Origin of the sequence: Paucibacter aquatile (assembly GCF_002885975.1) — a bacterium.
In the GTDB taxonomy this organism is placed as follows: domain Bacteria; phylum Pseudomonadota; class Gammaproteobacteria; order Burkholderiales; family Burkholderiaceae_C; genus Paucibacter_A; species Paucibacter_A aquatilis.
On sequence record NZ_POSP01000003.1, the window covers coordinates 2887726 to 2910452 of the forward strand.

The window sequence follows — 22727 nt, forward strand, 5'->3', positions numbered from 1 at the left end:
GCCGGCCGCCGCCAGGCGACCGGCGCTGGCGCCTCAGCTGCCGATGACGCCGCCGTCGTCCTTGGTGATGACCACCACGGCGGAACGCGGGCGGCCGAAGGGCAGGGAGGTCACACCGTCGGACTCCACGCCCCATTGGTTGGCCGGCCAGCGCGACTTCAACTCGGGATTGCTCGGCGTGGCGTCTTCGCCAGGGTGCTGAACACCGACCCACATGGTCTTGCCATCCGGGCACATGGCGATGCCTGTCACTTCGCAGCCATTGGGGCCGGTCAGGAAACGGCGAGCCATGCCGGTGTTGGGGTCGGCGCAGACCATGCAGTTGGCACCGATGTTCTTCCAGTCGCCCGAGGCATCGCCGATCTGGTCGGTCTGCACCCAGAGGCGGCCGAACGGGTCGAACCACAAACCGTCCGGCGCGCCGAAATCGGCGCTGCCGTAGGGGTCGGCCACGATATTGCCCTTGTAGTTGTTGGTGGCCTTGGCCGGCTTGGTGGTCTTGGTGTCACCGGCTTGCAGGAACAAGCTCCAGGCGAAGGTGGTGGCCTTGACCGTGTCGCCGGTCTCTTGCCAGCGAATGATGTGGCCGTAGATGTTGTCTTCACGCGGATTGGCGGCGTCGACGGCGGGGCGGGCCGAGCCGGCGGCTGTCGTGCCATCGGCCTTGTTCGACGAAGGCGTGGCGCTGCTGCCGCGACGGTTGTTGTTGGTCAGCGTGCAGTAGATCTCGATCTTGTTGAAGCCGCCGATGCGCGGACGGGCGCCGGTCCACTCCGGGCGGTCCATCATCGTGGCGCCGACAGCGTCGGCGGCCATGCGAGTCTTGATCAGGATCTTGGCCAGCACCTCGGCATCATTGGCACCGGCGAAGTTCGGGTTGTCGCGCAGGGCCACGCCGTCCACACCCACGGTGCCCGGCAGCAGGGGCAACCATTGGCCGCTCAGATCGGCATCGAACTTGGCGACGTAGAGCACGCCGTCATCGAGCAGATTGCGGTTGGCCACGCGATCGGCCGGGTTGAACTTGCCGGCGCTGACGAATTTGTAGATGTACTCGTTGCGCTCGTCGTCACCCATGTAGACGGCCAGATGACCTTGCGCATCGACCACATACTGGGCGCTTTCGTGCTTGAAGCGACCCAGGGCCGTGCGCTTGACCGGCACGCTCTTCGGATCGTAGGGATCCACTTCCACCACCCAGCCAAACAGATTGGCTTCGTTGGGGTTGACGTTCAGATCAAAACGCGGATCCTGGGTGTGCCACTTGTAGTTGAAGCCGTCCTTGGTCAGACCGTATCGGTTGAACATCTTGCCGACTTCGCCGGCGGTGGGCGCAGGCACCGCGGTGTTGGAACCGAAGTTGCCGTTGAAGTTCTCTTCACAGGTCAGGTAGGTGCCCCAGGGCGTCACGCCGTTGGCGCAGTTGTTGATGGTGCCGTAGGCGGTGTAGCCGTCGGTCAGGCGGCCGGTGGCATGGCTGCCGGTGTCGCTGATCAGGTACTCGTTGACCTTCATCAGGGCATGGCCGGCGGCCGGGCCGGAGATGCGGGTCTTGGTGTTGGCGGTCAGGCGGCGGCCGTAGACGGAGTTCTTGACCACCATCCACTTGCCGTTGCGGCGGCGGGCTTCCAGGATGGACACCCCATGGGCGGCCTGCGACTTGCGCACCGCGGCCAGGTTGGCGCCTGCAATGCCGGCGGGTGTCAGGATCTCTTCAGGCGTGTACTCGTTGTTGATGGCCAGGATGCCGCGGTCCACGCTGGGCCGGCCGTCCGTGCCCAAGAAGGGGAAGAAGGCCATGCCGTCGTTGTGCGCGCCGAACTGCTTGGCCTGCTCGGCGGCGGTGTTGCTGGCGTCCGAGGCAAAAGGCACGGCGCCGGGCATGATGGGGTCACCCCAGGCGACGAAGAGCTCGGCGGTGTAGCCCGCGGGCACGGTGATGCGGTCGGCCACGGCCGGCGCAGCCGGTGCGCTGGTCACGGACACGCTGGCCGGCACGCTTTCAAAACCGATGCCCGGAAAGCCCAGGCCCGCCGGCACGGGACCGGCCTGCACGGTGTTGACCAGACCCGAGAGGGTCAGACCGCCCGCGGCCTGCAAGGCGGCCACGCCGACACTGCCTTTGACGAAATTGCGGCGCTTGCTGTCGACGCGATCGATCACGTCGTAGATGGACGCATTGCCGGACGGGTTGATCGTCTCGTCATTGCGGGGGTGTTTGATGCCCTTCATGGCTGGCTCCTGCTGCGTTCTGTGGGGTGAGCTTGAAAAGGATGGCTCACGGGGTGATGGCCGGTTCCAACCGGCGCAGCGCGGAATGTGCAGAACTCAAACGACAGGGCCATGACGGCACAAGGCCTAACGGATCATGGGGAGCCGGGGGCGTACCATTGCGGCCTCAATGAAATCAGCCGACCTTTCCTCCGACGCCCGCCCGCAGCAGATCCTGCATGAAGTCTTCGGCTACAGCGCCTTCCGTGGCGCCCAGGCCGACATCGTGGACCATGTGGTGGCTGGCGGCGACGCCCTGGTGCTGATGCCCACCGGCGGCGGCAAAAGCCTCTGCTACCAGATCCCCGCCATCGCCCGGCACCGCAGCCAGCAAGGCGTGACCGTGGTGGTCAGCCCCCTGATCGCCCTGATGCACGACCAGGTCGGTGCGCTGGAAGAGGCCGGCGTGCACGCCGCCTTTTTGAACAGCAGCCTGAGCGGCGAGCAGGCCGCCCATGTCGAGCGCGAGATGATGAGCGGCCGCCTGGTCATGCTCTACGCCGCGCCCGAGCGCATCACCAACCCGCGCTTCCTGGCCCAGCTCGATTCGCTGCAGGAGCGCGGCCTGCTGAGCCTGTTCGCCATCGACGAGGCGCATTGCGTCAGCCAATGGGGCCATGACTTCCGCAGCGAGTACCTGGCGCTCAGCCTGCTGCACGAGCGCTACCCCGAGGTGCCGCGCATCGCGCTGACCGCCACCGCCGACGACCTGACCCGCGCCGACATCATCGAGCGCCTGCGCCTGGAAGAGGCGCGCATCTTCATCAGCAGCTTCGACCGGCCGAACATCCGCTACACCATCGTCGAGAAGGACAGCAAGCCGCGCGATCAGCTGCTGCGCTTCATCCAGGACGAGCATGGCGAGGACGCCGGTGTTGTCTACTGCCAGAGCCGCAAGAAGGTGGACGAGACGGCCGACTGGCTGGTCAGCGCCGGCATCAAGGCCCTGCCCTACCACGCTGGCCTGGACGCCGCCGTGCGCCAGCGCCACCAGGACCGCTTTCTGCGCGAAGACAGCATCGTCATGGTGGCCACCATCGCCTTCGGCATGGGCATCGACAAGCCCGATGTGCGCTTCGTCGCCCATTTGGACCTGCCCAAGAACATCGAGAGCTACTACCAGGAGACCGGCCGCGCCGGCCGCGACGGCGCCCCGGCCGACGCCTGGATGACCTACGGCCTGGCCGATGTGGTGAACCAGCGCCGCATGATCGACGAGAGCCCGGCCGGCGAGGAGTTCAAGAAAGGCCAGCGCGGCAAGCTCGACGCCTTGCTGGCCCTGGCGGAAGCGACCGACTGCCGGCGCGTGCGCCTGCTGGCCTATTTCGGGGAGCTCAGTTCGGCTTGCGGCAACTGCGACAACTGCCTGGTCCCACCCGCCACCTGGGACGGCACCGATGCCGCTCGCAAGCTGCTCAGCTGCATCTACCGCTTCCACCAGAACGGCGGCCAGCGCTTTGGCGCCGGCCACCTGATCGATGTGCTGCGCGGCAAGGTCACCGACAAGGTCACGCAGTACGGCCACCAAAGCCTGTCCACCTGGGGCATTGGCGCTGACCTGCCTGAAACCCAGTGGCGCGCCGTGCTGCGCCAGCTGATCGCCCTGGGCCATGTCTTCACCGAGGGCGAGTACATGACCCTGGCCCTGGCCGACAGCGCCCGCGCCGTGCTCAAGGGCGAGGTGCAGCTGCTGCTGCGCGTGCCCAGCGTGGCGCCCAAGCGCGGCAAGCTCAGCCGCAGCGGCGGAACTGGCAAGGGCAAGAGCACGGCTCCAATCGAGCTGGACGAGGACGCGCTGGAACGCTTCGAGCAGCTCAAGAGCTGGCGTGCCGAGGTGGCCAAGGAACATGGCCTGCCGGCCTATGTGATCTTCCAGAACGTCACCCTGGCCGAGATGGCGCGCCAGAACCCGCAAAGTCTGGACGAGCTGGCGGGCATCAGCGGCGTGGGCGCCAAGAAGCTGGAAGCCTACGGAGAGGAAATCCTGCGCGTTCTGGGCTGAGACCCGCGCGATCACGCCGGCATCGAAGCCGGGCCAGCGCGCAAGCTGTAACAATCCGCGCATGAAGCGCCGCCACCTGCTGCTGGGTACCCTGGGCCTGCCCACCGGACGGGTGCTGGCGCAGCCGATGGCGCCTCCGGTCGCTGAAGCTTTGTTCAATCCGCCGCCCGCCTTGGTGGCAGCCGCCCGCGCCGAGGGCCGGCTGCACACCCTCGGCATGCCGGACCACTGGGCCAACTGGGGCGGCATCTGGGCCGATCTGAAACGGCTCTACGGCATCGAGCACAGCGACGAGAACATGAACAGCGCCGACGAGATCGAGCGCATGGCCAGCGAGGGCAGCCGCGCCACGGCCGACCTGGGCGATGTCGGCTTCGAATACGGCGCGGTGGCCCGTGGGCGTGGCATCAGCCGGCCGCACAAGCCCATGGTCTGGTCGCAACTGCCCGCCTGGGCGCGTGACGAGGACGGCTTCTGGGCCCTGGCCTACACCGGCACGATAGCCTTTGCCGTCAACACCCGGCGCACCGGTGGCCGGGTGCCGGGCAGCTGGCGCGCCCTGTTCGAGGGACCGTACACCGTGCAGGTGGGCGGCGTCGGCAGCTCGGCCCAGGCCAGCGCCAATGTGCTGGCCGCCGCCATTGCCCTGGGCGGGGACGAAACCCGTTTGCAGCCAGCCCTGGAGGCCTTTGCCAAGCTGGAGCGGCAAGGCCGCCTGGTGCACAGCAATGCCATGGTGTCCGATCTGCAGCGTGGCAGTGCCGATGTCTACCTGCTCTGGGATTTCGTCGCCCTGGGCCACCGCAGCCGCGTGCGCCGCCCCAGCGAGTACGAGGTGCTGATCCCCAGCGACGGCTCGGTGACCAGCGGCTACACCACCCTCATCAACCGCCACGCCCCGCACCCGAATGCCGCTCTCCTGGCGCGCGAGTACATCTTCAGCGACCCCGGCCAGCTGCAGCTGGCGCGCGGCTATGCGCGGCCCATCCGCCTGGAGCATCTGGATCTGCCGGCCGATGTGCGGCAGCGCCTGCTCGACCCGGCCCAGTACCGCCCGGCCCGCGCGCTGCGGCCTTTTGTCTGGGCCTGGGAGCTGAAGAAGCTGCGCCAGACCTGGCAGGACGAAGTGCTCAGGAAGCGCAGCCGCTGACGCTCACGAGCTTGGCGGAGAATCCCAGGCTTCGACCCCCCGCGGTCGCCAAGGATGCCTCCCCCATGCCCCCCATGTCCACGCCCCTAAAAGCCCTGCTCAGCGCCCTGAGCCTGGGCACGCTGAGCCTGCTGGCGCAAGCCCAGCCGGCAGCAGCCACGCCGGCCGCCACCGTTGCCGCTGCCGCTGAGCAGCCCCTGAGCCAGCTGCCCTACACACCCAGCCTGGACCTCACGGCCATGGACCGCAGCGTCGACCCCTGCGAAGATTTTTACCAGTACGTCTGCGGCGGCTGGATGGAAAAGAACCCGGTGCCGGCCGACCAGTCGCGCTGGTCGGTCTACGCCAAGATGGCCGATGAAAACCAGCGTTATCTCTGGGGAATCCTGGAGCGGCTGAAAACCAGCCCGGCCGCCGAGCTGAACGCCAGCCAGGCCAAGATGGCCGACTACTACGCCGCCTGCATGGACGAGGGCGCAGCCGAGCGCCTGGGCCTGCAGCCCCTGCAGCCCTTGCTGAGCCGCATCGACGGCCTGAGCAGCAAGCAGGAGCTGCCGGCCCTGCTGGCCGCCCTGCAGCTGGCCAGCAACAACGAGCGCCTGTTCTTCTATTTCTCCTCCAGCCAGGACCTGGCCGATTCCAGCCAGTTGATCGCCTTCGCCATGGCCGGCGGCATCAGCCTGCCGGACCGCGATTACTACCTCAAGCGCGATGCGAAGTCGCTCAAGATGCGGGAAGCGTTCAACGCTCACATCGCCCGCATGTTCGAGCTCAGCGGCAGCAGCCCGGCGCAAGCCCAGGCGGCCGCTGCGCGCGTGCTGGCCATGGAGACCACCCTGGCCCGCGCCACCCTGAGCCGGGTGGACAAGCGCGATCCCTACAAGACCTTCCACAAATTCGACGCCCGTGGCCTGCAAGCCCTGACCCCCGGCTTCGACTGGGCGGCCTACCAGCAAGCCCTGGGCGTGCCGGCGGACACGCGTGTCTTCAACGTCACCGAGCCGGCCTTCTTCAAGACCCTGGCCGGCCTGCTCAAGAAGAGCAGCCTGGACGACATCAAGACCTACCTGCGCTGGCAGACCCTGAGCAGCCAGGCACCGCATCTGAACCAGGCGCTGGTGCAGGCCAACTTCGATTTCTTCGGCCAGACACTGAACGGCGTGCCGCAGCTCAAGGCACGTTGGAAGCGTTGTGTCGAGCTGGTCGATGTGCAGATGGGCGAGGCCCTGGGCCAGGAGTTCGTGGCGCGTAACTTCAGCCCCGAGCTCAAGGCCAAGACCGTGCAGATGACCGAGCAGATCGAGCGCGCCATGGCCCAGCGCGTGCAGGCGCTCGAATGGATGAGCCCGGCCACCAAGACCCGTGCACTCGAGAAGCTGCACAGCATCGTCAACAAGGTCGGCTACCCCGATGTCTGGCGCGACTACAGCGCGCTGCAGGTCAAGCGCGATGATTTCCTCGGCAATGTGCAGCGCGGCCATGCCTTCGAGGCACGGCGCCAGCTGGCCAAGATTGGCAAGCCGCTGGACCGCGGCGAATGGGGCATGACGCCGCAGACGGTGAACGCGTACTACAACGCGCAGATGAACGACATCAACTTCCCCGCTGGCGTGCTGCAACCGCCCTTGTTCGACACCAAGCTCGACGACGCGCCCAGCTACGGCAACACCGGCGGCACCATCGGCCATGAGCTGATCCACGGCTTCGACGACGAGGGTCGCCAGTTCGATGCCAAGGGCAATCTCAAGGACTGGTGGGCCAAGAAGGACGGCCGCGCGTTTGAGAAGCGCGCCGCCTGCGTGGTCGAGCAATACGCGCAGTACACCATCGTCGATGACATCAAGATCAACAGCCGCCTGACCCTGGGCGAAGACCTGGCTGACCTGGGCGGCATGGTGCTGGCCCTGGCCGCCTGGCGCGAACAGACGGCCACGCAGAAGCTGGCGCCCATCGATGGCCTGACGCCCGAGCAGCGTTTCTTCATCGGCTTCGGTCAGTGGGACTGCAACACCGCCCGCCCCGAGGCCCTGCGCGTGCAAGCCCTGACCAACCCGCATTCGCCGGGCCGCTACCGCATCAACGGTGTGGCCGTGAACATGCCGGAGTTTGCCCAGGCTTTCGCCTGCAAGCCGGGCCAGAAAATGGTCAAGGAAGAGAGCAAGCGCTGCAAGATCTGGTGATCACCGCTGCGGTGGCCAACACCCACAAGGGGCGCGTTTCGCGCCCCTTTTTATTTGCATCAACCCATCAAAGTGCCGATATGTGACACGTGTAACGCTTTGCAAGGGCCAAGAAACAGGGTCAACGAGCGCTCATCGGGCGTCGTTGTGCAGGTACCTTTCGCAACCCTTGGAGAAATCCTGATGAACACCAAGTCCAACGCTCTGAAGACCGCTCTGATCCCCGCGCTGCTGGCTCTGTCCTTGGGTAGCGCCATGGCCGCCGAAGCCACCAAGCCGGTCAGCGCCAACCCCACGGCCACCGCAGCCACCACCCCTGCACCGGCTGCCACCACAACGACTGCGGCGCCCCTGGCGACCGCCACCAAGGACGCTAACGCAAAAACTGAGCAGCACACCGCTGCTGCGAAGACGGAGCACAAGGGCGAGCACAAGAAGGCCCACGCCCACAAGACAGCCCCGGCCGCTGCGAAGACCAGCCAGGCTGCAGCTCCGGTGACCACGGCTGCTGCCCCGGCCACGCCGGCGGTGGCCGCCGCCCCCGCGGCCAAGCCGGCCACCACGGTTGCCACCACGGTTGCCGCCACGCCCGCCGCAACCACCGCCCCGGTGGCGGCCACGCCCAGCCCGGTGAACAAGACCGACGGCGCCGGCCCGGCCACACCCAAGAAGGCCGCCACCGAAGCTGCTGCTGCGGTGACCACGCCCAGCGCCACCCCGGCCGCAACCAAGACTGAAGCCACCCCGGCCAAGTCCTGATCCGCTGCACAGAACTCCAACCCAGGTTTCCCTGGCCCGGGCGGGCCGGGCTCCGGCCCGACTCCACCACCTGCCCGGTTTCTCAAGGCGCAAGCAGCTTCAAGCGGCTTGCGCCTCTTTTTTGGTTGGCGCGAGTGGCAGGTCGCGGCAGTGAGCCGTCGTTCGCGGAGAAGTTTCAGCACGCAGAGTGCACGGAGGACCGCCGAGGACGCTGAGAACACAATCGTCGCTCTTCTTCTCTCTTTGCGACCTCTGCGGTCCTCCGTGCACTCTGCGTTCGAACTGAAACCTCAGCGAACGACCGCGCGGCGATTACAGTCGCCAGAGGCTAACGCGCCAATCAAGCAGCCCGACTGAGCAACTCGATCAAGCGCTGGCCGGCGCGGCCGGGTGGGCGGTCGAGGCGCTGGACCAGCCAGGGGGTGAAGCGGAAGCGGGAGCCGCCCTGGTAGGGCAGCTCGACGAGCTGGCCGGCAGCCAGCGCGTCGTCGACGAGGTAGCGAGGCATCCAGCCGAAGCCCATGCCCATCAGCAGGGCCTGGCGCTTGGCGACGAAACCGGAGAGATAGAAGACCCGCTCGCCACCGAACATCTGGCGGTCGCTGCCCTGGTCGCTGCTGTCCTGCACGCTGAGCTCGACATGGTCTTGCAGCTCATCCAGGCACAGCGGGCGACCGGCCTCTGCGGCCAAACGGGCCAGCGCATGCTCGGGCGCCACACAGAGCACGCATTCAACCTCGGCCTGCGCCTGGGCGTGCAGCTGGGCCGAGGGATGGTACTCCTTGACCAGCATCAGATCGGCCTGCTCTTTCTCGAAGCGGTGCTGCACGCCTCGCAGGAACTCGATCTTCAGCTGCACGCGCGTCGGCACGCCTTCGTCCGCCAGTTGCTTGAGCGCCCGCAAGGTGTCGGCCAGCGGCAGGATGCCATCCACCACCACCAGCAGGCGCGCCTCCCACCCCGAAGCCAGCTGCTGGGCCAGGGCCTCGACCTGATAGGCCTGGCGCAGCAAGCGCCGGCCTTCGGCCAGCACGGCCTCGCCCTCAGCCGTCAGGCGCACACGGTAGGCGCTGCGGTCCACCAGGGTCAGGTTCAGCTGCTCTTCCAGCTTCTTGACCTGGTAGCTGACGGCCGAGGTGACCTTGTGCAGCGCTTCAGCGGCGCGCGCAAAGCTGCCGTGGCGCACCACTGCGTCCAAGGCCGCCAAGGCTTCGAGATCCAATTTCATGTTCGAAATTATTGATCGAGATCTGCAAAGAAATTCGCTTTCTTCGAAATAGAGGCCGACGAAGAATGCGCCCCATCGCCACGAGGGGCGAAGCCACAAGCCAACACCAACACCTGGAGACCCGCGTCATGAGCATCATCAGCCCCAGCAACCCCGTCGGCCTGACCGGCATCGAGTTCACCGAGTTCTGCGGCCCGAGCCTGGAGTCGCTCGACGCACTCTTCCTCTCGTTTGGCTTCTCCAAGCTGCGCCGTCACCCGAGCAAGGCCATCAGCTACTACCGCCAGAACGACATCCACTTCCTGCTCAACGGCGAACGCGCGGGCCACTCGGCCCAGTTCGCGCGCCGCCATGGCCCCTCGATCAGCGCCATGGGCTGGCGTGTCGAGAACGCAGCGGCTGCTTTGGCTGCCGCCGTGGCCCGCGGCGCCGTGGCCGTGCCCGAAGCGATGAAGGACCACCCCTATCCGGCGGTCTGGGGCATCGGCGAATCCCTCATCTATTTCATCGAGCCTAACCCGGCCGGCGCCAGCATCTACGAGCGCGATTTCGTGGCGCTCGATGCCCCGGTGATCCAGCCGGACAAGGGCTTCCTGACCGTGGACCACCTGACCAACAACGTGCCCCCGGGCGAGCAGGACAAATGGGCCGCCTTCTACAAAGGCATCTTCGGTTTTACGGAAGTGCGCTACTTCGACATCCAGGGCGCCAAGACCGGCCTGACCAGCTTCGCCCTGCGCTCGCCCGATGGCAGCTTCTGCATCCCCATCAATCAGCCCAAGGACGACAAGGACCAGATCGCCGAATACCTGCGCGAGTACAAGGGCCCCGGCGTTCAGCATCTGGCCTTCCTCACAAACGACATCCTCGGCTCGCTGGACCAGCTGCAAGGCAGCGGCATCGAGACCCTGGAGATCGACGAGGACTACTACGCCGAGGTCTTCGACCGCGTGCAAGGCGTGCGTGAAGACCACGCCCGCATCCAGCAGCACCAGGTGCTGGTCGATGGCGACGAGCAAGGCTATCTGCTGCAGATCTTCACCAAGAACATCATCGGCCCGATCTTCATCGAGATCATCCAGCGCAGCAACAACCTCGGTTTCGGCGAAGGCAACTTCGGTGCCCTCTTCCGATCGCTGGAAAAAGACCAGGAACGCCGCGGCGTCATCTAACTCAAAATCCTGACGGAGCTACAACCATCATGTTGACCCAAGGCATTCACCACGTCGCCTACCGCTGCCGCGATGTGCAGGAAACCATCCGCTTCTACAAAGAGGCGCTGGACATGGACCTGCTGCTGGCCATCTCCGAGGACCGAGTGCCCTCGACCAAGGAGGCCAACCCCTATATGCACATCTTCCTCGACGCCGGTCGCGGCAATGTGCTGGCCTTCTTCGAGCTGCCCGAGTCGCCGCCGCAAGGCCGCGACGAGAACACCCCGGCCTGGGTGCAGCACCTGGCTTTTCAGGTGGAAGATGTGGCCACGCTGGAGCGCACCAAGACCAAGCTGCAAGCCCTGGGCATCGACGTGGTGGGCCCGACCAACCACGAGATCTTCCAGTCCATCTACCTGCACGACCCCAACGGCCACCGCATCGAGCTGGCCGCCAACACGGTCAAGCCCGGCCAGCTGGAGCGCTTGCGCGAACTGGCCCCGGCCATGATCGAAGAGTGGAGCCGCACCCGCCGCACCGTCAAGCACGCGGCCTGGCTGCACGAGCAGGAGTTCGCCGCGCCGTAAACCCTTGCAGACCGCTCAGGTCCGGTCGGGCAGGGGTTTGGGCAGCGCCAGCAAGGCCAAAAAGGCCAGCAGCCCCAGGCCGCAGGACAGCCACAGCGCCTGGGCGCCCCAACGGTCCAGACACAGGCCGAACCACCAGGGCGCCAGCGCCTGCGCCACACGCGCGGGCACCATCAGCCAGCCCTGGCGCTGGCCATAGCCCTGCGGGCCGAACAAGACCAGGGGCAGGGTGCCTTTGGCGATGGTGAGGATGCCGTTGCCTGCCCCGTGCAGCAGGGCAAAGGCCGAGGCCAGCGGCGCGCCCAACAGCGCCAGCAGGGCCGCGGCCACCGGATGCAAAAGTGTGGCCAGGCGCGCCGACAGCAGCGGGTGCACATGGCGCAGCACGCCAAACTCCAGCAGCCGGGCGGCCACCTGGGCTGGCCCGATCAGGGCGCCCACGGCCACCGCCGCCGCCAGGCTGACGCCGCTGGCCATCAGCAAGCGGGGCAGGTGCGCGGCCATGGCGGTGCTGATGAACCAGGTCACCGCGAACACCCAGGACAAGATCAGCACCGCGCGCCAGGCGGGTGCGCCGGCCGGGACGCCCTCCACCACCGGCGAATCCTGGGCGCCCGCCGGTTCGGGCGCGGCCGCCGCCAAGCCCTGAGCCCGAGGCACGCTGAAATTGAGCGGCAGGGCCAGCAGCAGATGCAGGCCGGCCCAGGCCAGGCAAGCGGCACGCCAGCCCCAGTGGGCCTCCAGCCAGCCGGTCAAGGGCCAGCCCACGGTGGAGGCGAATCCGGCAATCAAGGTGATGCCGGTGATGGAGTTGCGAGCCTCGCGCCCGTACAAGCGCACCAGGGTGGCAAACGCGGCTTCGTACAGCCCGCCGCCCATGGCCAGGCCGAGAATCAGCCAGGCCCCGAACAAGCTCCACAGCCCTTGCGCCTGGCTCAGGGCCAGCAGACCCAGGGCGAACACGCCATTGCTCAGCATCAGCACCGGCCGCCCGCCCCAGCGGTCGATGCAGCGCCCGGCAGAGGGCCCAACCACGGCCGAGGCCAGCAGCGCTACGGAGAAGGCGGCGAACACCGTCGCCGGGGCCAGGCCCAGCTCCCGCGCCATGGCCTGGGCCAGCAGCGCCGGCAGGTAGTAGCTGGACGCCCAGGCCAGCGTTTGTGCCACACCCAGTGCGGCGACGGTGCGGTGGCGGGCGTCAAGAAGGGAAATCGGCATGGCGAGGTTCTACCACCCGCATGTTTCAAGCCCGCCCGCCGCGGCTGCTCGCCGTCGCCGCCGAAGCCCACCCGGCCAGGCCTTGCCGACGCAGGGAAAGCGACATCGGGACTTGCCCTGCAAGGGCGGCGAGATCCGGATTTTTCAGCGACGATGCGGCCATCGAAAGAATTCGAGGCGTGATTCCATGCCACCCCTTCCTCGCAGCGCGGCGGCACCGGCCGCCGCAGCGCCCTCCGCGGCCGAGCAAGCCTTGCTGTTTGGTGCGGCCCAGACCGCTCTGCTGTTTGACGGCGTGCCGGGCTACCTCTTTGTGGTCAAGGACCGCGCCGGGCGCTATGTGTCCTTCAATCAATCGCTGCAGCAGCGTCTGGGCCTGAGTTGCGACGAGCAACTGCACGGGCGCCCGGCGGCCGAGATCTGGCCCGCCGATCTGGCGGCGCGTTACCGCGAGCAGGATGAGTGGGTGCTGACGCGCCAACAGCCGCTGCTTTACCAGCTCGACCCCATCCTGCTGCCCGACCGACAGCCCGGCTGGTGCGTCACCCACAAGTACCCGCTGTGCAGCCGCGAAGGCGAGCTGGCCGGCCTGCTCTGCCTGTCGCGCGATGTGCCTGGCGTGCCGCGCGGCGCGGCCGAAGCCGGGCTGGTGCAGGCCGTGGACCGCATGACCAAGCACAGCGAGCGGCGCGTGCTGCTGTCCGAGCTGGCCGAGGAAGCCGGCCTCAGCCCGGAGCGCCTGTCGGCCCTGGTCAAGCGCATCTACGGACTCAGCCCCATGGCCTTCATCCTGCGCAGCCGCGTGCGCGCCGCCTGTGCCTTGCTGCGCGGCACGCAAGAACCCCTGCTCGAGGTGGCCCTGGCCTGCGGCTTCTACGACCAGGCGCAGTTCAGCCGCCAGTTCAAGTCCATCGTCGGCATGGCGCCATCCAGCTACCGCCAGCAAGCGGCGCACACGCCGGGCGGCGCCGGGGTCTGGGAACCACCCGACCTCTGAGGGCCGAGGGCCGAGAGCCGTGCGCCCGGAGCCGCTGCCACTGCGGCACCCACCGGAGCGCGAAAGCTTGCACACCCGCGGGCCAGTCCGCCCGGAACAAGCCCCAGGCCAGCGCGTAGACTGAGCTGTGTCGCCGCCTCACTGTCCCGCACACCTGCCCGCCCACGGCTCGCACCCCTTTGGCTTGCACGCCCTCCACCGCTCACGCCTGATGCCAACCCGCCTGACCTCGCTCTCCTCCCCTGACACCACCCGGCGTCGCTGGTTTGCCGATCTGGCGGCAGTGTCGGCCGCGGTAGTCACGGGCCCGCTGCGGGCGGCCACGGTGGGCGACATCCATCTCGGCGCCTCGGCGGCGCTCAGTGGCCCGGCCGCCAGCCTGGGGCGGCGCTTCCACGCCGGCGCGCAGGCCGCATTCACCCACATCAACCACCTGGGCGGCATCCACGGTGCCAGCGTCGTGCTGAATGTGCGCGACGATGCCTACGAACCTGAACGTGCCGAAGCCAACACCCGCATGCTGCTGGACGACCCGCGCGTGCTGGCCCTGTTCGGCTATGTCGGCACGCCCACCACCATGGCGGTGCTGCCGCTGGTGAAACGCGCAGCCATCCCCTTTGTCGGCGCCTACACCGGAGCCAGCTTTCTGCGCGAGCCGCAGCAAACCCAGGTGTTCAACATCCGCGCCGGCTACAACGAAGAAGGCCTGGCCCTGGCGCGCGCCATGAAGGACGACGGCGTCAAGACCGTGGACCTGCTCTACCAGGCCGATCTGTTCGGCCGCGCCGGCCTGGAATCCATGCGCGAGGCGGCAGCGCGTTTGGGCCTGAGCCTGGGCGTGGCAGCTCCGCACAAGCGCAACAGCGAAGACATGGACGAAGCGATCGGCCGCCTGCTGACCCATGGCCACGGCGAGGCCATCTTCATGATCAGCACCTACGGCAGCTGCGCCGCGGCGATCAAGCTGGCGCGCCGCAGAGGCTATCGCGGCCGCTTCTACGCCCTGTCATTCACCGGTCTGGAGCCCTTGCGCCAAGCCCTGGGCCCGGCCATGAAGGGCGTGACCCTGGCCCAGGTGGTGCCCGACGCCGAGAACCGCCACCTGCCCGTGGTGGCCGACTACCAGCAGGCCATGCGCAGCCATGGCGACCGGCAGTTCGACGCCATCAGCCTGGAAGGCTATATCGCCGCCCGCGTGATGGCCGAAGGCCTGCGCCGCGCCCACCTGCCGCTGTCGCGCGAAAGCGTGGGCCAAGGCCTGGATGCCATCGGCAGCCTCGACCTCGGCGGCTTCCGCCTGCAGCTGGGGCCGCAACAGCGCCGCGGCTCCGATTTTGTGGAGTTGCGGGTCGGCAAGTAAGCAAGCGGCCTCGCTTATTGCAGGCTGCTGTTCAAGACCCCGGCCAGGCGGCGGGCCGCCTCGGCCAGGCGTTGACGCAGCGCCGGGTCGTGGGCATCGGCATAGCTCTGGTCGACCTTGTGGCCATCGGGGTAGAAGCCCGGAGCCGACACCAGACGGCAGGACTCCACCGCCCACTGGGCCGCAGCCCGGCTGTCGGTGGCGGGCACACGCTGGCTGCCCGAGCCGGCCTTGAGCATCAAATCCTGCATCAAGCCCTCGGCGCCACCGGCGCGGTTGCGCATCAGACCCGAGTCCCACAGCGAATGCAGATTGGAGCCGCGGCCGAAGCCCTGCACCTGGTAGCTGTTGCCGCCGCGGTCGTCGGCAAAACCGGCGTGCAGGGGCTGGTGCACATCGGCCACCAGATGCACCACGTACTTGAGCGCCTTCAAGCGCGCTTCGTCCGAGGCCTTGTCGTTCTTGAGCACCTCGACCTGGCGCTCGATGGCGCTCACCACGCAGGCACCGTCCTCGCAGTCGCGCGCCGGCTCGTAGTTGCAGCCGCCGTCGCGCGGGAAGTTCACGTAATGCCAGGGCCCGGTCTGCGGCGAGCGGTGCTCATCGGCCCAGGTGGAGATGGAGGCCAGGGTGCTGCCGGGCTCCAGCGCCAGCAGGCGCTGCACCTCGGCGCGAGCGGCGGGGCTCAGGCCCTGCTCGGCCACGCTGGCCACCAGGCGGTGGCCCTCGGCGCCCCAGGCTTGGGCCGGCGCGCTGCTCAGCAGCAGCGGTGCGGCCAAGGCCAGGCCGGCCAGCAGCGCCAGCGGGCGAAAGCGCGAGAGGGAGAGGGCGAAGGGAGCTGAAGAAGCGGGGGAGGCGTGGGGGCGGAAAGCGATCTGCAAGAGAAATCCAGCTCAAAGAAACGGAGAGAAGCGGAGAAAAACGGAGGGCCGGGATGCACAGCCCGAAGCGGCTCGCCATCCACGCGCAAACGGTTGCGCGCGCGCCATTGTGCCCAGCTTCGCCAGCGCACCGGCGCCCGCGGGCCGGGGCTTCTGCGCAAAGCGCACGCCCCGCGCCAGTAAAACGAGGCCCCGCAAAGAAAAAACCCCAAGCGCTTGTGGTGCTCGGGGTTCTCGGGGCTGCAGGGGCTGTAGTTGCGGCGCTCTTGGCGCCGGCCCTGCACCGCGCGGGGGTGCCGCGGGGCTGCATGTCCGTCGGGCCGGGGTCCGGCTCGGCGGTGGTGTCTTGCGATCTCTCGCAGTGATTTCAGTGTAGGCCGCGGGCTCGGGCAGAAAATTGCGAAGATGGCAGACTTCGGTGTTTGTTTGGCAGAAAATTGCTCAAATCTAAAATTCAAAGGCATCGCCATGGAATTGGATCGCATTGACCGCCAGATTCTCGATGTGCTGCAGGAAGACGGCCGCATCGCCAACCAGGACCTGGCTGACCGGGTGGGCCTCTCGCCCTCGCCCTGCCTGCGCCGGGTGCGGGCGCTGGAAGAGAGCGGCCTGATCACCGGCTACCGCGCCCTGCTTGACGCCAAGAAACTGGGCCTGTCGCTGATGGCCCTGGTGCACATCTCCATGGACCAGCACACGCCCGAGCGCTTTGCCAATTTCGAGGCCTCGGTGCGGGTGCTGCCCGAGGTGCTGGAATGCCTGCTCATCACCGGCCAGGCGGCCGACTACCAGCTCAAGATCATCGTCCGCGACATGGACCATTTCCAAAGCCTGCTGCTGGGCAAGCTGACCCGCATCCAGGGCGTCACCGGCGTGCACTCCAGCTTTGTGCTGCAACAGGTGATTGCGCGCACCAGCCTGCCGGTGTCCTCCAGCGGCGCCTAAGCGGGCCGCCACCCTGCATCACCACGGACCACGACCGGCGCGGTCTCGCGCTCAAGGCATGCGAAAGCCCGCCACAGCCGTGACCAGTTGCTGCGCCTGATCGCGCAAGCTGGCCGCGGCGGCAGCACTTTCTTCCACCAGGGCCGCGTTCTGCTGGGTGGCCTGGTCCATTTGCGAAATAGCCTGGCCCACGGTGTTGACGCCTTCGCTCTGCTCCTTGCTGGCGATGCGGATGTCGCCGGCGATCTGGGTGACGCGGCGGATCGAGTCCACCACCTCTTGCATGGTTTCGCCGGCGCGATTGACCTGGCTGCTGCCTTGCTCCACATGCTCGACACTGGCCGAGATCAAGGACTTGATCTCGCGCGCCGCCTCGGCGCTGCGCTGCGCCAGGCTGCGCACCTCGGAGGCCACAACAGCAAAGCCGCGGCCTTGCTCGCCGGCGCGAGCCGCTTCCACAGCGGCATTGAGGGCCAGGATGTTGGTCTGGAATGCGATCGAATCGATGACGCCGATGATGTCGGAGATCTTGCGGCTGCTCTCGTTGATGCCGCGCATGGTGCTGATCACCTCGCCCACGACGGCCCCGCCTCGCTCGGCCACGTCGCTCGCCGCCACCGCCAGCTGGTTGGCCTGATCCGCGTGCTCGGCATTGCGCGCCACCGTCACGCGCAGCTGGTCGGTGGTGCTGGCGGTCTGCTGCAGATTGCTGGCCGTCTGCTCCGTGCGGTTGGAGAGGTCCATATTGCCCGCTGCCACTTCGACGGCCGCAGTCTGCACGCCATCGGCCGTCTGGCGCACGGCGCTGATCAGCTGGATCAGACGCTCGCGCATGGTGTGCATCTGGTTGAGCAGATGGGCGATCTCATCGCCGCCCAGGCCTTGGACATCGACCGTCAGATCCCCCTCGGCGATGGCGGTGGACAGCTCGTCGGCCTTGGCAAAGCCGCCACGGATGCGGCGCAGCAAAGTCAAGAACATCCAGGTGGTCGGCGCGCCAATGCCCAGGGCCATCAGCGCAAATACCATCTGCAGTTGATGTACACGGTTGGCCGCAGCCACAGCGGCCAACCTGGCCTGCTCCTGCTCGTGGTGCGCCATCTTGTCCAAGGCGGCAAACAGGGCTGCACCCTCGGTGCGTCCGGCCTTGAGAAAGTCGGCCATCACCTGGGGCGAAAAGTTGCCGGCTCGCAGCGCGGCAAAGACTTCGTCCGACTTGCGCGTCCAGGCCTGGCGCTTGTCGTCGGCATCGGCGGCCAAGGCGGCACCGGCCGCGTCAATGGCAGCGGCAGCCTTGACCTTGGGCCAGGCGCTGTCGTTCTCGTTGCGGCGTTTTTCCAGCGCCTGCAGATGCACCGAGGTCTCATGGTCGTGAATGCCCGCGAGCACACTGTCCGGCGCATGCTGGAATGCCAGCAGCACCTCGGTCCGGTTGGCCTGGTTGTTCTTGATCAGCTGGTTCAACTCGAACACCGCGCCCATGCGCTGGTCGGCCACCTCGCGCAAGGCGCGGGCGCTGCCCGACAGGCCCCAGGCCGCCAAACCGGCCAACAGCACAAAGGTCAGCCAGTACAGGCCCATGATGACCAGAAAGCGCTGCGAGATCCGCCATTGATTCAGCATCGTCCAACTCCATTGAATGAACGCCGCTCAGCCTGGCCCGCAAGACGGGCACAGGCGAGCAAGCAAGCATGCATGGATTCTCGGGCCAGCAAATGAGCTGAAAGCGCATTGAACATGGGCGAACAACGCGCAATTTGACACGGCAACGCGCCCCCACCTGGCGGCGCTTGACACAGATCAAAGCAGCACTGCAGCCAGCGGCACGGGCCGGTGTGCCATTTTTCGACACCGGATTTCCCCCCTCGGCAGCTCTGACAGGTGGGGCGTTTGCGCGCCGCCAAGCCTGCCTACACTGCGGCCGCTTTCGGTTGCCGGCGCACCCCTCCGGCATGCCGCGAGTGGTGCCGCTGCCGGGCAATCGCCCGTGTCGGCGGGTTCAGGCTCCCCCGCGGGGAGCGCCTCGACGCGTTCGGCACAAACATCGACTTGAACTGCCCTTGCGCGCCGGTCTTGCTTGATCGAGAGAGAGTTGCCCCATGAAGTCCCTTTCCTCTTCTTCGTCCTCACGCCGCCCCCACCGCTTCAGCCCCAAGCCGGTGGCCCTCGCCCTGGCCCTGCTGGCAGCCACCAGCGCCGCACAGGCCGGCCAATCGGTCGCCGAGGCTGATGCGCCCGGCTCCCGAGTCGTCCAGAGCAGCGACACCGACCGACTGATCGTCAAATACTTCGACGCCAGCGAAGCTGCGATGGAAGACGGCCGCAAGGTGATTCGGGCCCGCGCCCTGGACACGAACACGCTGAACCAGCGCGTCGACCGTGCCCGCCAGCTGGCCGCCGAGCGTGGCCTGCAGCTCCGCATGCTGCGCCAGAGCGGCCTGGGGTCGCATGTGCTGAGCCTGGACCGCCCCCTGCCATTGGCCGAGGTGCAAGCCCTGGCCGCCCGCATCAAGGCCGAAGACGCCACGGTCGAATACGCCGAGCCCGACCGCAAGATGTACGCCCTGCTGACCCCCAATGACAGCCAGTACAACCAGCAATGGGATCTGTCTGAAGCCACCGGCGGCATCCGCGCCCCGGCCGCCTGGGACCAAGCCACCGGCAGCGGCGTGGTGGTGGCGGTGATCGACACCGGCATCCGCCCCCACGCCGACCTGGCCGGCCAAACCGTGGCCGGTTACGACATGATTGCCGACGTGGCCACCGCCAACGATGGCAATGGCCGCGACAGCGACCCCAGCGACCCCGGTGACTGGAACACCGCCGGCCAATGCGGCGGCGGCGGTGCCCGCAACAGCTCCTGGCACGGCACCCATGTGGCTGGCACCATCGCCGCGCGCACCAACAACGCGGCCGGCATCGCCGGCATTGCCTTCAACGCTAAGGTGCAGGCCGTGCGCGTGCTGGGCCGCTGCGGCGGCTACAACTCCGACATCGCCGACGGCATGATCTGGGCCTCGGGCGGCACGGTGCCCGGCGTGCCGGCCAATGCCACGCCGGCCAAAGTGCTGAACCTGTCGCTGGGCGGCAGCGGCGCCTGCGACAACACCAGCCAGAACGCCATCAACGGCGCCCGCTCGCGCGGCGCCGTGGTGGTGGTGGCCGCGGGCAATTCCAATGCCAACGCCGCCAACTTCACCCCGGCCAACTGCTCTGGCGTCATCACCGTGGCCGCGACCGACCGCTACGGCGCCCGCGCGCCCTACTCCAACTACGGCTCGGTCGTGGCCCTGGCCGCGCCCGGCGGCAACACCGGCGCCGGCACCAGCAACGGCATCCTGTCCACACTGAACGCCGGCACCAGCTCGCCCGGGGCCGACAGCTACGCCTTCTACCAAGGCACCTCGATGGCCGCGCCCCATGTGGCCGGGGTCGCCGCGCTGATGTTCAGCAAAAAGCCCACGGCCACGCCCGATGAGATCGCCAGCAAGCTCAAGAGCAGCGCCCGCCCCTTCCCCGGCAGCTGCAGCCAATGCGGCAGCGGCCTGCTCGACGCCAACGCCGCCGTGCTGGCCATGAGCGACACCCTGCCGCCGCCATTCGATGAAGTCGAGCCCAACAACACGCGAGCGCAAGCCAACGCCGTGACGACACCGCGCACCCTGCGCGCCGCCCTGGGCACCAGCAGCGACACCGACTACTTCCGCGTCAGCCTGCCGGCAGGCAGCACGCTGAGGGCCAGCCTGCCCATGCCCAACGGCAGCACCGACTACGACCTGCAGATCTACAACAGCGCCGGCACCGTGGTGGCACGCAGCGAGCTCGATGTCGGCGTGACCGACAACGCCAGCTACCGCAACACCAGCGCAACGACGCAGAACTTCTTCGTCCGCGTGGTCTATTACAGCGGCAGCACGGCGGTGCCTTACTCGCTGAGCCTGAGCTGGTAACTCAAGCCCGCGATGGCGCCCGGTGCGGTGGCATCGGGCGCCACGCCCAGCCGCGTTTCATTGCATCAAGCCCGGCCGGCAGGCGCAAAAGGTGCCGAAGCAAGAGCCTGCACCTCTTGTCCTGGTGGCTCCGCGCGATCAGCGGCCCGCCCGCACAAGCGCCCGTATCCGCGCCACGGTCGCCTCCACCGGCGCCTCGCGCGAGACCTCCAGCCCCAGCGCCCGCGCGATCTGGTTCACCTTGCCCGGGTAGAGCGGAATGCCGCCGGCATCGATGGCCGCGATCAGGGCGCGCGCCTGCGCCAGCTCGTCCACCGGCCCGGCCGGCGCGGGCGCAGGAGAACGGGCACGCAGGGAGAGCAGGCGGCGCAGAGGGGAGGGTTTGTTCATCGATGCGGTACGGGAAGCAGGCCAGCGAGCAAACGTGCCAGAGTGCCAGATTGCAAAAAGGTCGCCAGCGCCAGCCCGTCAGCCTTGGGCCGAGAGCTTGTCCGCAAACGGCGCGCCCTGAACCGCCGCGCTGATGGCGCCGCAGTCGGCATCCTCATCCTCGTGGATCACCACAAACCAGAACACCTGCTCGGGCGCCCCGAACACCGGGCTCAAGGCCGAGGCCGGCCGCGCCAGCTTCAGTTTCGCCTCCAGCGACAGCTCCTCCGCCTCAGCCAGCGCCTGCCGCGGCAGCGCCTCCAGCTCCGGCGTCTCGGCGCGGAAATCCAGCAGCACCACCAAGTCATTGGTCTTGAAGTGCCGCTGCGCCGCCTGCGCAAAGTTGAACACGCGCTCGTCGAGCAGGGCGTGCAGGCGTTCGGGGAGGGGTGAGGAGGTCATGGGGCTTGAAGGCGGCTGAAGTGGGGAAGCGGGATTGGCGGGATTGGCGGGATTATCCTGAGGCGGCGCCAGAGGCATCTCAAACGGAGATGGCATCAAGAATCCCTATCGATCGCCTTGTACCTTGATCGATACCCGCGCAAGGCAAAGGCCAAGAGCAAGGCCACGATCGAACAGTTTCAGGTGCTGTGCGGATTGCTGGGTAGTTGAAGAATGCATCGACACGCCCTACCAACCAACAGTCATGAGGCGGCCGCCGCTTGTACTCGCCCCTCGTAGGCCGCGGCGATGAAGGGCTTGGCCGCTTCTAGTTCCGCGAGCGTGCTCAATGAGATCTCCACATCGCCGGTGCCCCAATGGCCTATGTCCGATACATCCCGGGCATTCGTCAGAGCCAGAACCACCGGCGCTGGAGGGAGGTGCAAGTACAGCAAAAGACGCTTCTGCTGCAGCACCAGCGTGGCGAAGTTCTTCAAGCGCTTGAAGGCCACGTAGAGGCGCAGCTCCTTGCGCTGCACATCGTCGCCCAGCGACAAGGTGTAGTCCTCCAGAGAGGCCAGCAGATCGGTCAACACCGGAGGCAAGCCCGTAACGACTTCCGCATACGGCTTGTCGGGGCCGATGGCTTTCTCGGCCGGCGCATCCTTCACGTCTTTGATCAGCTTTCCGACCTTGTGAATGCCTGCCCCGTTCTTGGAGGAAGCGGAGGCGGAAGACGCATTGGCCAATTCAAACAACAACAGCTCATCGCCAAAGCGGCGATAGCGGATCAGCTCGATATTGCGGTTGATCTGCTGCACCGCGTGGCCGTCGTACTTGGTGAAGTCGGCTGCGATGCACACCAAGCGCGGCGCGCTCCAGTCGATGGCGTCAGCCGCTTGCTTACCAAACTTCTCCAGCGCCAGCAGCTTGAACTCGGCCTGGTGGTCCATCAGCCAGTCCAGGTAGAACAGGCCCTGGTTGATGACGTTCTCGCCCACCGAGCGCTTGTATTCCAAGATCACCGGGCAGTGGTTCTCGTCCAGGCCCAGCGTGTCGATGCGCCCGCCATGCGTCTTGCCGGTGGAGTACTCCGTGGCCAGGAAGCGAATACCCAGCAGCGTTTCGAGATTGGCCTCGATCAGGTTCTGGAGCGGCTTTTCCAGATCGGGGGCGTCGCCTTGCAGCTCGGTGGCGCGGCCGGATTGGAGGCGGAAGAGTTTGATGTCGCTCAT

18 protein-coding genes are annotated in these 22727 nt (G+C 67.3%); 10 read left to right on the forward strand and 8 right to left on the reverse strand.

From position 1 onward, the window contains the following. Window positions 1-33 precede the first annotated feature (33 nt). Window positions 34-2232 carry a PhoX family protein gene (locus C1O66_RS15500; RefSeq protein WP_102768708.1) on the reverse strand — a complete coding sequence of 733 codons (2199 nt, stop codon included), beginning with the start codon at window positions 2230-2232 and terminating at the stop codon, window positions 34-36. 169 nt (window positions 2233-2401) lie between these two features. Here C1O66_RS15500 and recQ point away from each other — a divergent pair, with 169 nt between their 5' ends. The 4 genes from recQ (at window position 2402) to C1O66_RS15520 (ending at window position 8362) form a co-directional block, all read left to right on the forward strand. Continuing rightward, window positions 2402-4273, forward strand: a complete 1872-nt coding sequence (recQ, locus tag C1O66_RS15505) for a DNA helicase RecQ (protein WP_102768709.1) — start codon at window positions 2402-2404, stop codon at window positions 4271-4273. A 61-nt stretch (window positions 4274-4334) separates the two neighbouring features. After that, entirely contained in the window at window positions 4335-5423 is a 1089-nt protein-coding gene (locus C1O66_RS15510; protein WP_102768710.1) for an ABC transporter substrate-binding protein, read from the forward strand. A 74-nt stretch (window positions 5424-5497) separates the two neighbouring features. Further along, window positions 5498-7603 (forward strand): M13 family metallopeptidase, encoded by a 2106-nt coding sequence (locus tag C1O66_RS15515; protein WP_102768711.1) that lies wholly within the window; start codon window positions 5498-5500, stop codon window positions 7601-7603. Window positions 7604-7786: 183 nt separating this feature from the next. Then, entirely contained in the window at window positions 7787-8362 is a 576-nt protein-coding gene (locus C1O66_RS15520) for a hypothetical protein (protein ID WP_102768712.1), read from the forward strand. Between the two features lie 340 nt (window positions 8363-8702). On the opposite strand, the gene C1O66_RS15525 is transcribed toward C1O66_RS15520, so the two are convergent. Further along, window positions 8703-9590: a LysR family transcriptional regulator gene (locus tag C1O66_RS15525; protein WP_102768713.1), complete on the reverse strand. Its 888-nt coding sequence runs from the start codon at window positions 9588-9590 to the stop codon at window positions 8703-8705. A gap of 128 nt (window positions 9591-9718) precedes the next feature. Here C1O66_RS15525 and hppD point away from each other — a divergent pair, with 128 nt between their 5' ends. Both hppD and C1O66_RS15535 read left to right on the forward strand, forming a co-directional pair. Then, window positions 9719-10762, forward strand: a complete 1044-nt coding sequence (hppD, locus tag C1O66_RS15530; protein WP_207795962.1) for a 4-hydroxyphenylpyruvate dioxygenase — start codon at window positions 9719-9721, stop codon at window positions 10760-10762. Window positions 10763-10791: 29 nt separating this feature from the next. Further along, entirely contained in the window at window positions 10792-11331 is a 540-nt protein-coding gene (locus tag C1O66_RS15535) for a VOC family protein (protein ID WP_171828578.1), read from the forward strand. A 15-nt stretch (window positions 11332-11346) separates the two neighbouring features. Here C1O66_RS15535 and C1O66_RS15540 read toward each other — a convergent pair whose 3' ends face one another. Further along, a complete protein-coding gene (locus tag C1O66_RS15540) occupies window positions 11347-12549 on the reverse strand; it encodes an MFS transporter (RefSeq protein ID WP_102768715.1) in 1203 nt (400 codons plus the stop codon). Window positions 12550-12736: 187 nt separating this feature from the next. Here C1O66_RS15540 and C1O66_RS15545 point away from each other — a divergent pair, with 187 nt between their 5' ends. Beyond that, the gene (locus C1O66_RS15545) at window positions 12737-13546 is read left to right on the forward strand and encodes a helix-turn-helix domain-containing protein (protein WP_165794633.1); all 810 of its coding nucleotides are present in this window, start codon (window positions 12737-12739) and stop codon (window positions 13544-13546) included. Between the two features lie 211 nt (window positions 13547-13757). Further along, a complete protein-coding gene (locus C1O66_RS15550; RefSeq protein WP_102768717.1) occupies window positions 13758-14906 on the forward strand; it encodes an ABC transporter substrate-binding protein in 1149 nt (382 codons plus the stop codon). A gap of 14 nt (window positions 14907-14920) precedes the next feature. On the opposite strand, the gene C1O66_RS15555 is transcribed toward C1O66_RS15550, so the two are convergent. After that, a complete protein-coding gene (locus tag C1O66_RS15555; RefSeq protein WP_207795963.1) occupies window positions 14921-15787 on the reverse strand; it encodes a S1/P1 nuclease in 867 nt (288 codons plus the stop codon). A 468-nt stretch (window positions 15788-16255) separates the two neighbouring features. Here C1O66_RS15555 and C1O66_RS15560 point away from each other — a divergent pair, with 468 nt between their 5' ends. After that, window positions 16256-16732 (forward strand): Lrp/AsnC family transcriptional regulator, encoded by a 477-nt coding sequence (locus C1O66_RS15560; protein ID WP_102768718.1) that lies wholly within the window; start codon window positions 16256-16258, stop codon window positions 16730-16732. 51 nt (window positions 16733-16783) lie between these two features. On the opposite strand, the gene C1O66_RS24635 is transcribed toward C1O66_RS15560, so the two are convergent. Then, window positions 16784-18355 (reverse strand): methyl-accepting chemotaxis protein, encoded by a 1572-nt coding sequence (locus C1O66_RS24635; RefSeq protein WP_102768719.1) that lies wholly within the window; start codon window positions 18353-18355, stop codon window positions 16784-16786. 476 nt (window positions 18356-18831) lie between these two features. On the opposite strand from C1O66_RS24635, the gene C1O66_RS15570 reads away from it, so the two are divergent. Beyond that, complete coding sequence (locus tag C1O66_RS15570) at window positions 18832-20682, forward strand: S8 family peptidase (protein ID WP_102768720.1); 1851 nt, start codon at window positions 18832-18834, stop codon at window positions 20680-20682. A gap of 138 nt (window positions 20683-20820) precedes the next feature. Here C1O66_RS15570 and C1O66_RS15575 read toward each other — a convergent pair whose 3' ends face one another. The 3 genes from C1O66_RS15575 to C1O66_RS15585 form a co-directional block, all read right to left on the reverse strand. Beyond that, the gene (locus C1O66_RS15575) at window positions 20821-21072 is read right to left on the reverse strand and encodes a hypothetical protein (protein WP_243392819.1); all 252 of its coding nucleotides are present in this window, start codon (window positions 21070-21072) and stop codon (window positions 20821-20823) included. A gap of 78 nt (window positions 21073-21150) precedes the next feature. Next, a complete protein-coding gene (locus tag C1O66_RS15580; protein ID WP_102768721.1) occupies window positions 21151-21513 on the reverse strand; it encodes a hypothetical protein in 363 nt (120 codons plus the stop codon). A gap of 242 nt (window positions 21514-21755) precedes the next feature. Next, window positions 21756-22727, reverse strand: coding sequence for a DUF5655 domain-containing protein (locus C1O66_RS15585; RefSeq protein WP_102768722.1), 972 nt, complete (start codon window positions 22725-22727; stop codon window positions 21756-21758).

Coding starts and splice junctions, on each gene's coding strand:
- C1O66_RS15500 (WP_102768708.1), bottom strand. CDS start 2,232: ATGAAGGGCATCAAACACCCCCGCAATGACGAGACGATCAACCCGTCC.
- recQ (WP_102768709.1), top strand. CDS start 2,402: ATGAAATCAGCCGACCTTTCCTCCGACGCCCGCCCGCAGCAGATCCTG.
- C1O66_RS15510 (WP_102768710.1), top strand. CDS start 4,335: ATGAAGCGCCGCCACCTGCTGCTGGGTACCCTGGGCCTGCCCACCGGA.
- C1O66_RS15515 (WP_102768711.1), top strand. CDS start 5,498: ATGTCCACGCCCCTAAAAGCCCTGCTCAGCGCCCTGAGCCTGGGCACG.
- C1O66_RS15520 (WP_102768712.1), top strand. CDS start 7,787: ATGAACACCAAGTCCAACGCTCTGAAGACCGCTCTGATCCCCGCGCTG.
- C1O66_RS15525 (WP_102768713.1), bottom strand. CDS start 9,590: ATGAAATTGGATCTCGAAGCCTTGGCGGCCTTGGACGCAGTGGTGCGC.
- hppD (WP_207795962.1), top strand. CDS start 9,719: ATGAGCATCATCAGCCCCAGCAACCCCGTCGGCCTGACCGGCATCGAG.
- C1O66_RS15535 (WP_171828578.1), top strand. CDS start 10,792: ATGTTGACCCAAGGCATTCACCACGTCGCCTACCGCTGCCGCGATGTG.
- C1O66_RS15540 (WP_102768715.1), bottom strand. CDS start 12,549: ATGCCGATTTCCCTTCTTGACGCCCGCCACCGCACCGTCGCCGCACTG.
- C1O66_RS15545 (WP_165794633.1), top strand. CDS start 12,737: ATGCCACCCCTTCCTCGCAGCGCGGCGGCACCGGCCGCCGCAGCGCCC.
- C1O66_RS15550 (WP_102768717.1), top strand. CDS start 13,758: ATGCCAACCCGCCTGACCTCGCTCTCCTCCCCTGACACCACCCGGCGT.
- C1O66_RS15560 (WP_102768718.1), top strand. CDS start 16,256: ATGGAATTGGATCGCATTGACCGCCAGATTCTCGATGTGCTGCAGGAA.
- C1O66_RS24635 (WP_102768719.1), bottom strand. CDS start 18,355: ATGCTGAATCAATGGCGGATCTCGCAGCGCTTTCTGGTCATCATGGGC.
- C1O66_RS15570 (WP_102768720.1), top strand. CDS start 18,832: ATGAAGTCCCTTTCCTCTTCTTCGTCCTCACGCCGCCCCCACCGCTTC.
- C1O66_RS15575 (WP_243392819.1), bottom strand. CDS start 21,072: ATGAACAAACCCTCCCCTCTGCGCCGCCTGCTCTCCCTGCGTGCCCGT.
- C1O66_RS15580 (WP_102768721.1), bottom strand. CDS start 21,513: ATGACCTCCTCACCCCTCCCCGAACGCCTGCACGCCCTGCTCGACGAG.
- C1O66_RS15585 (WP_102768722.1), bottom strand. CDS start 22,727: ATGAGCGACATCAAACTCTTCCGCCTCCAATCCGGCCGCGCCACCGAG.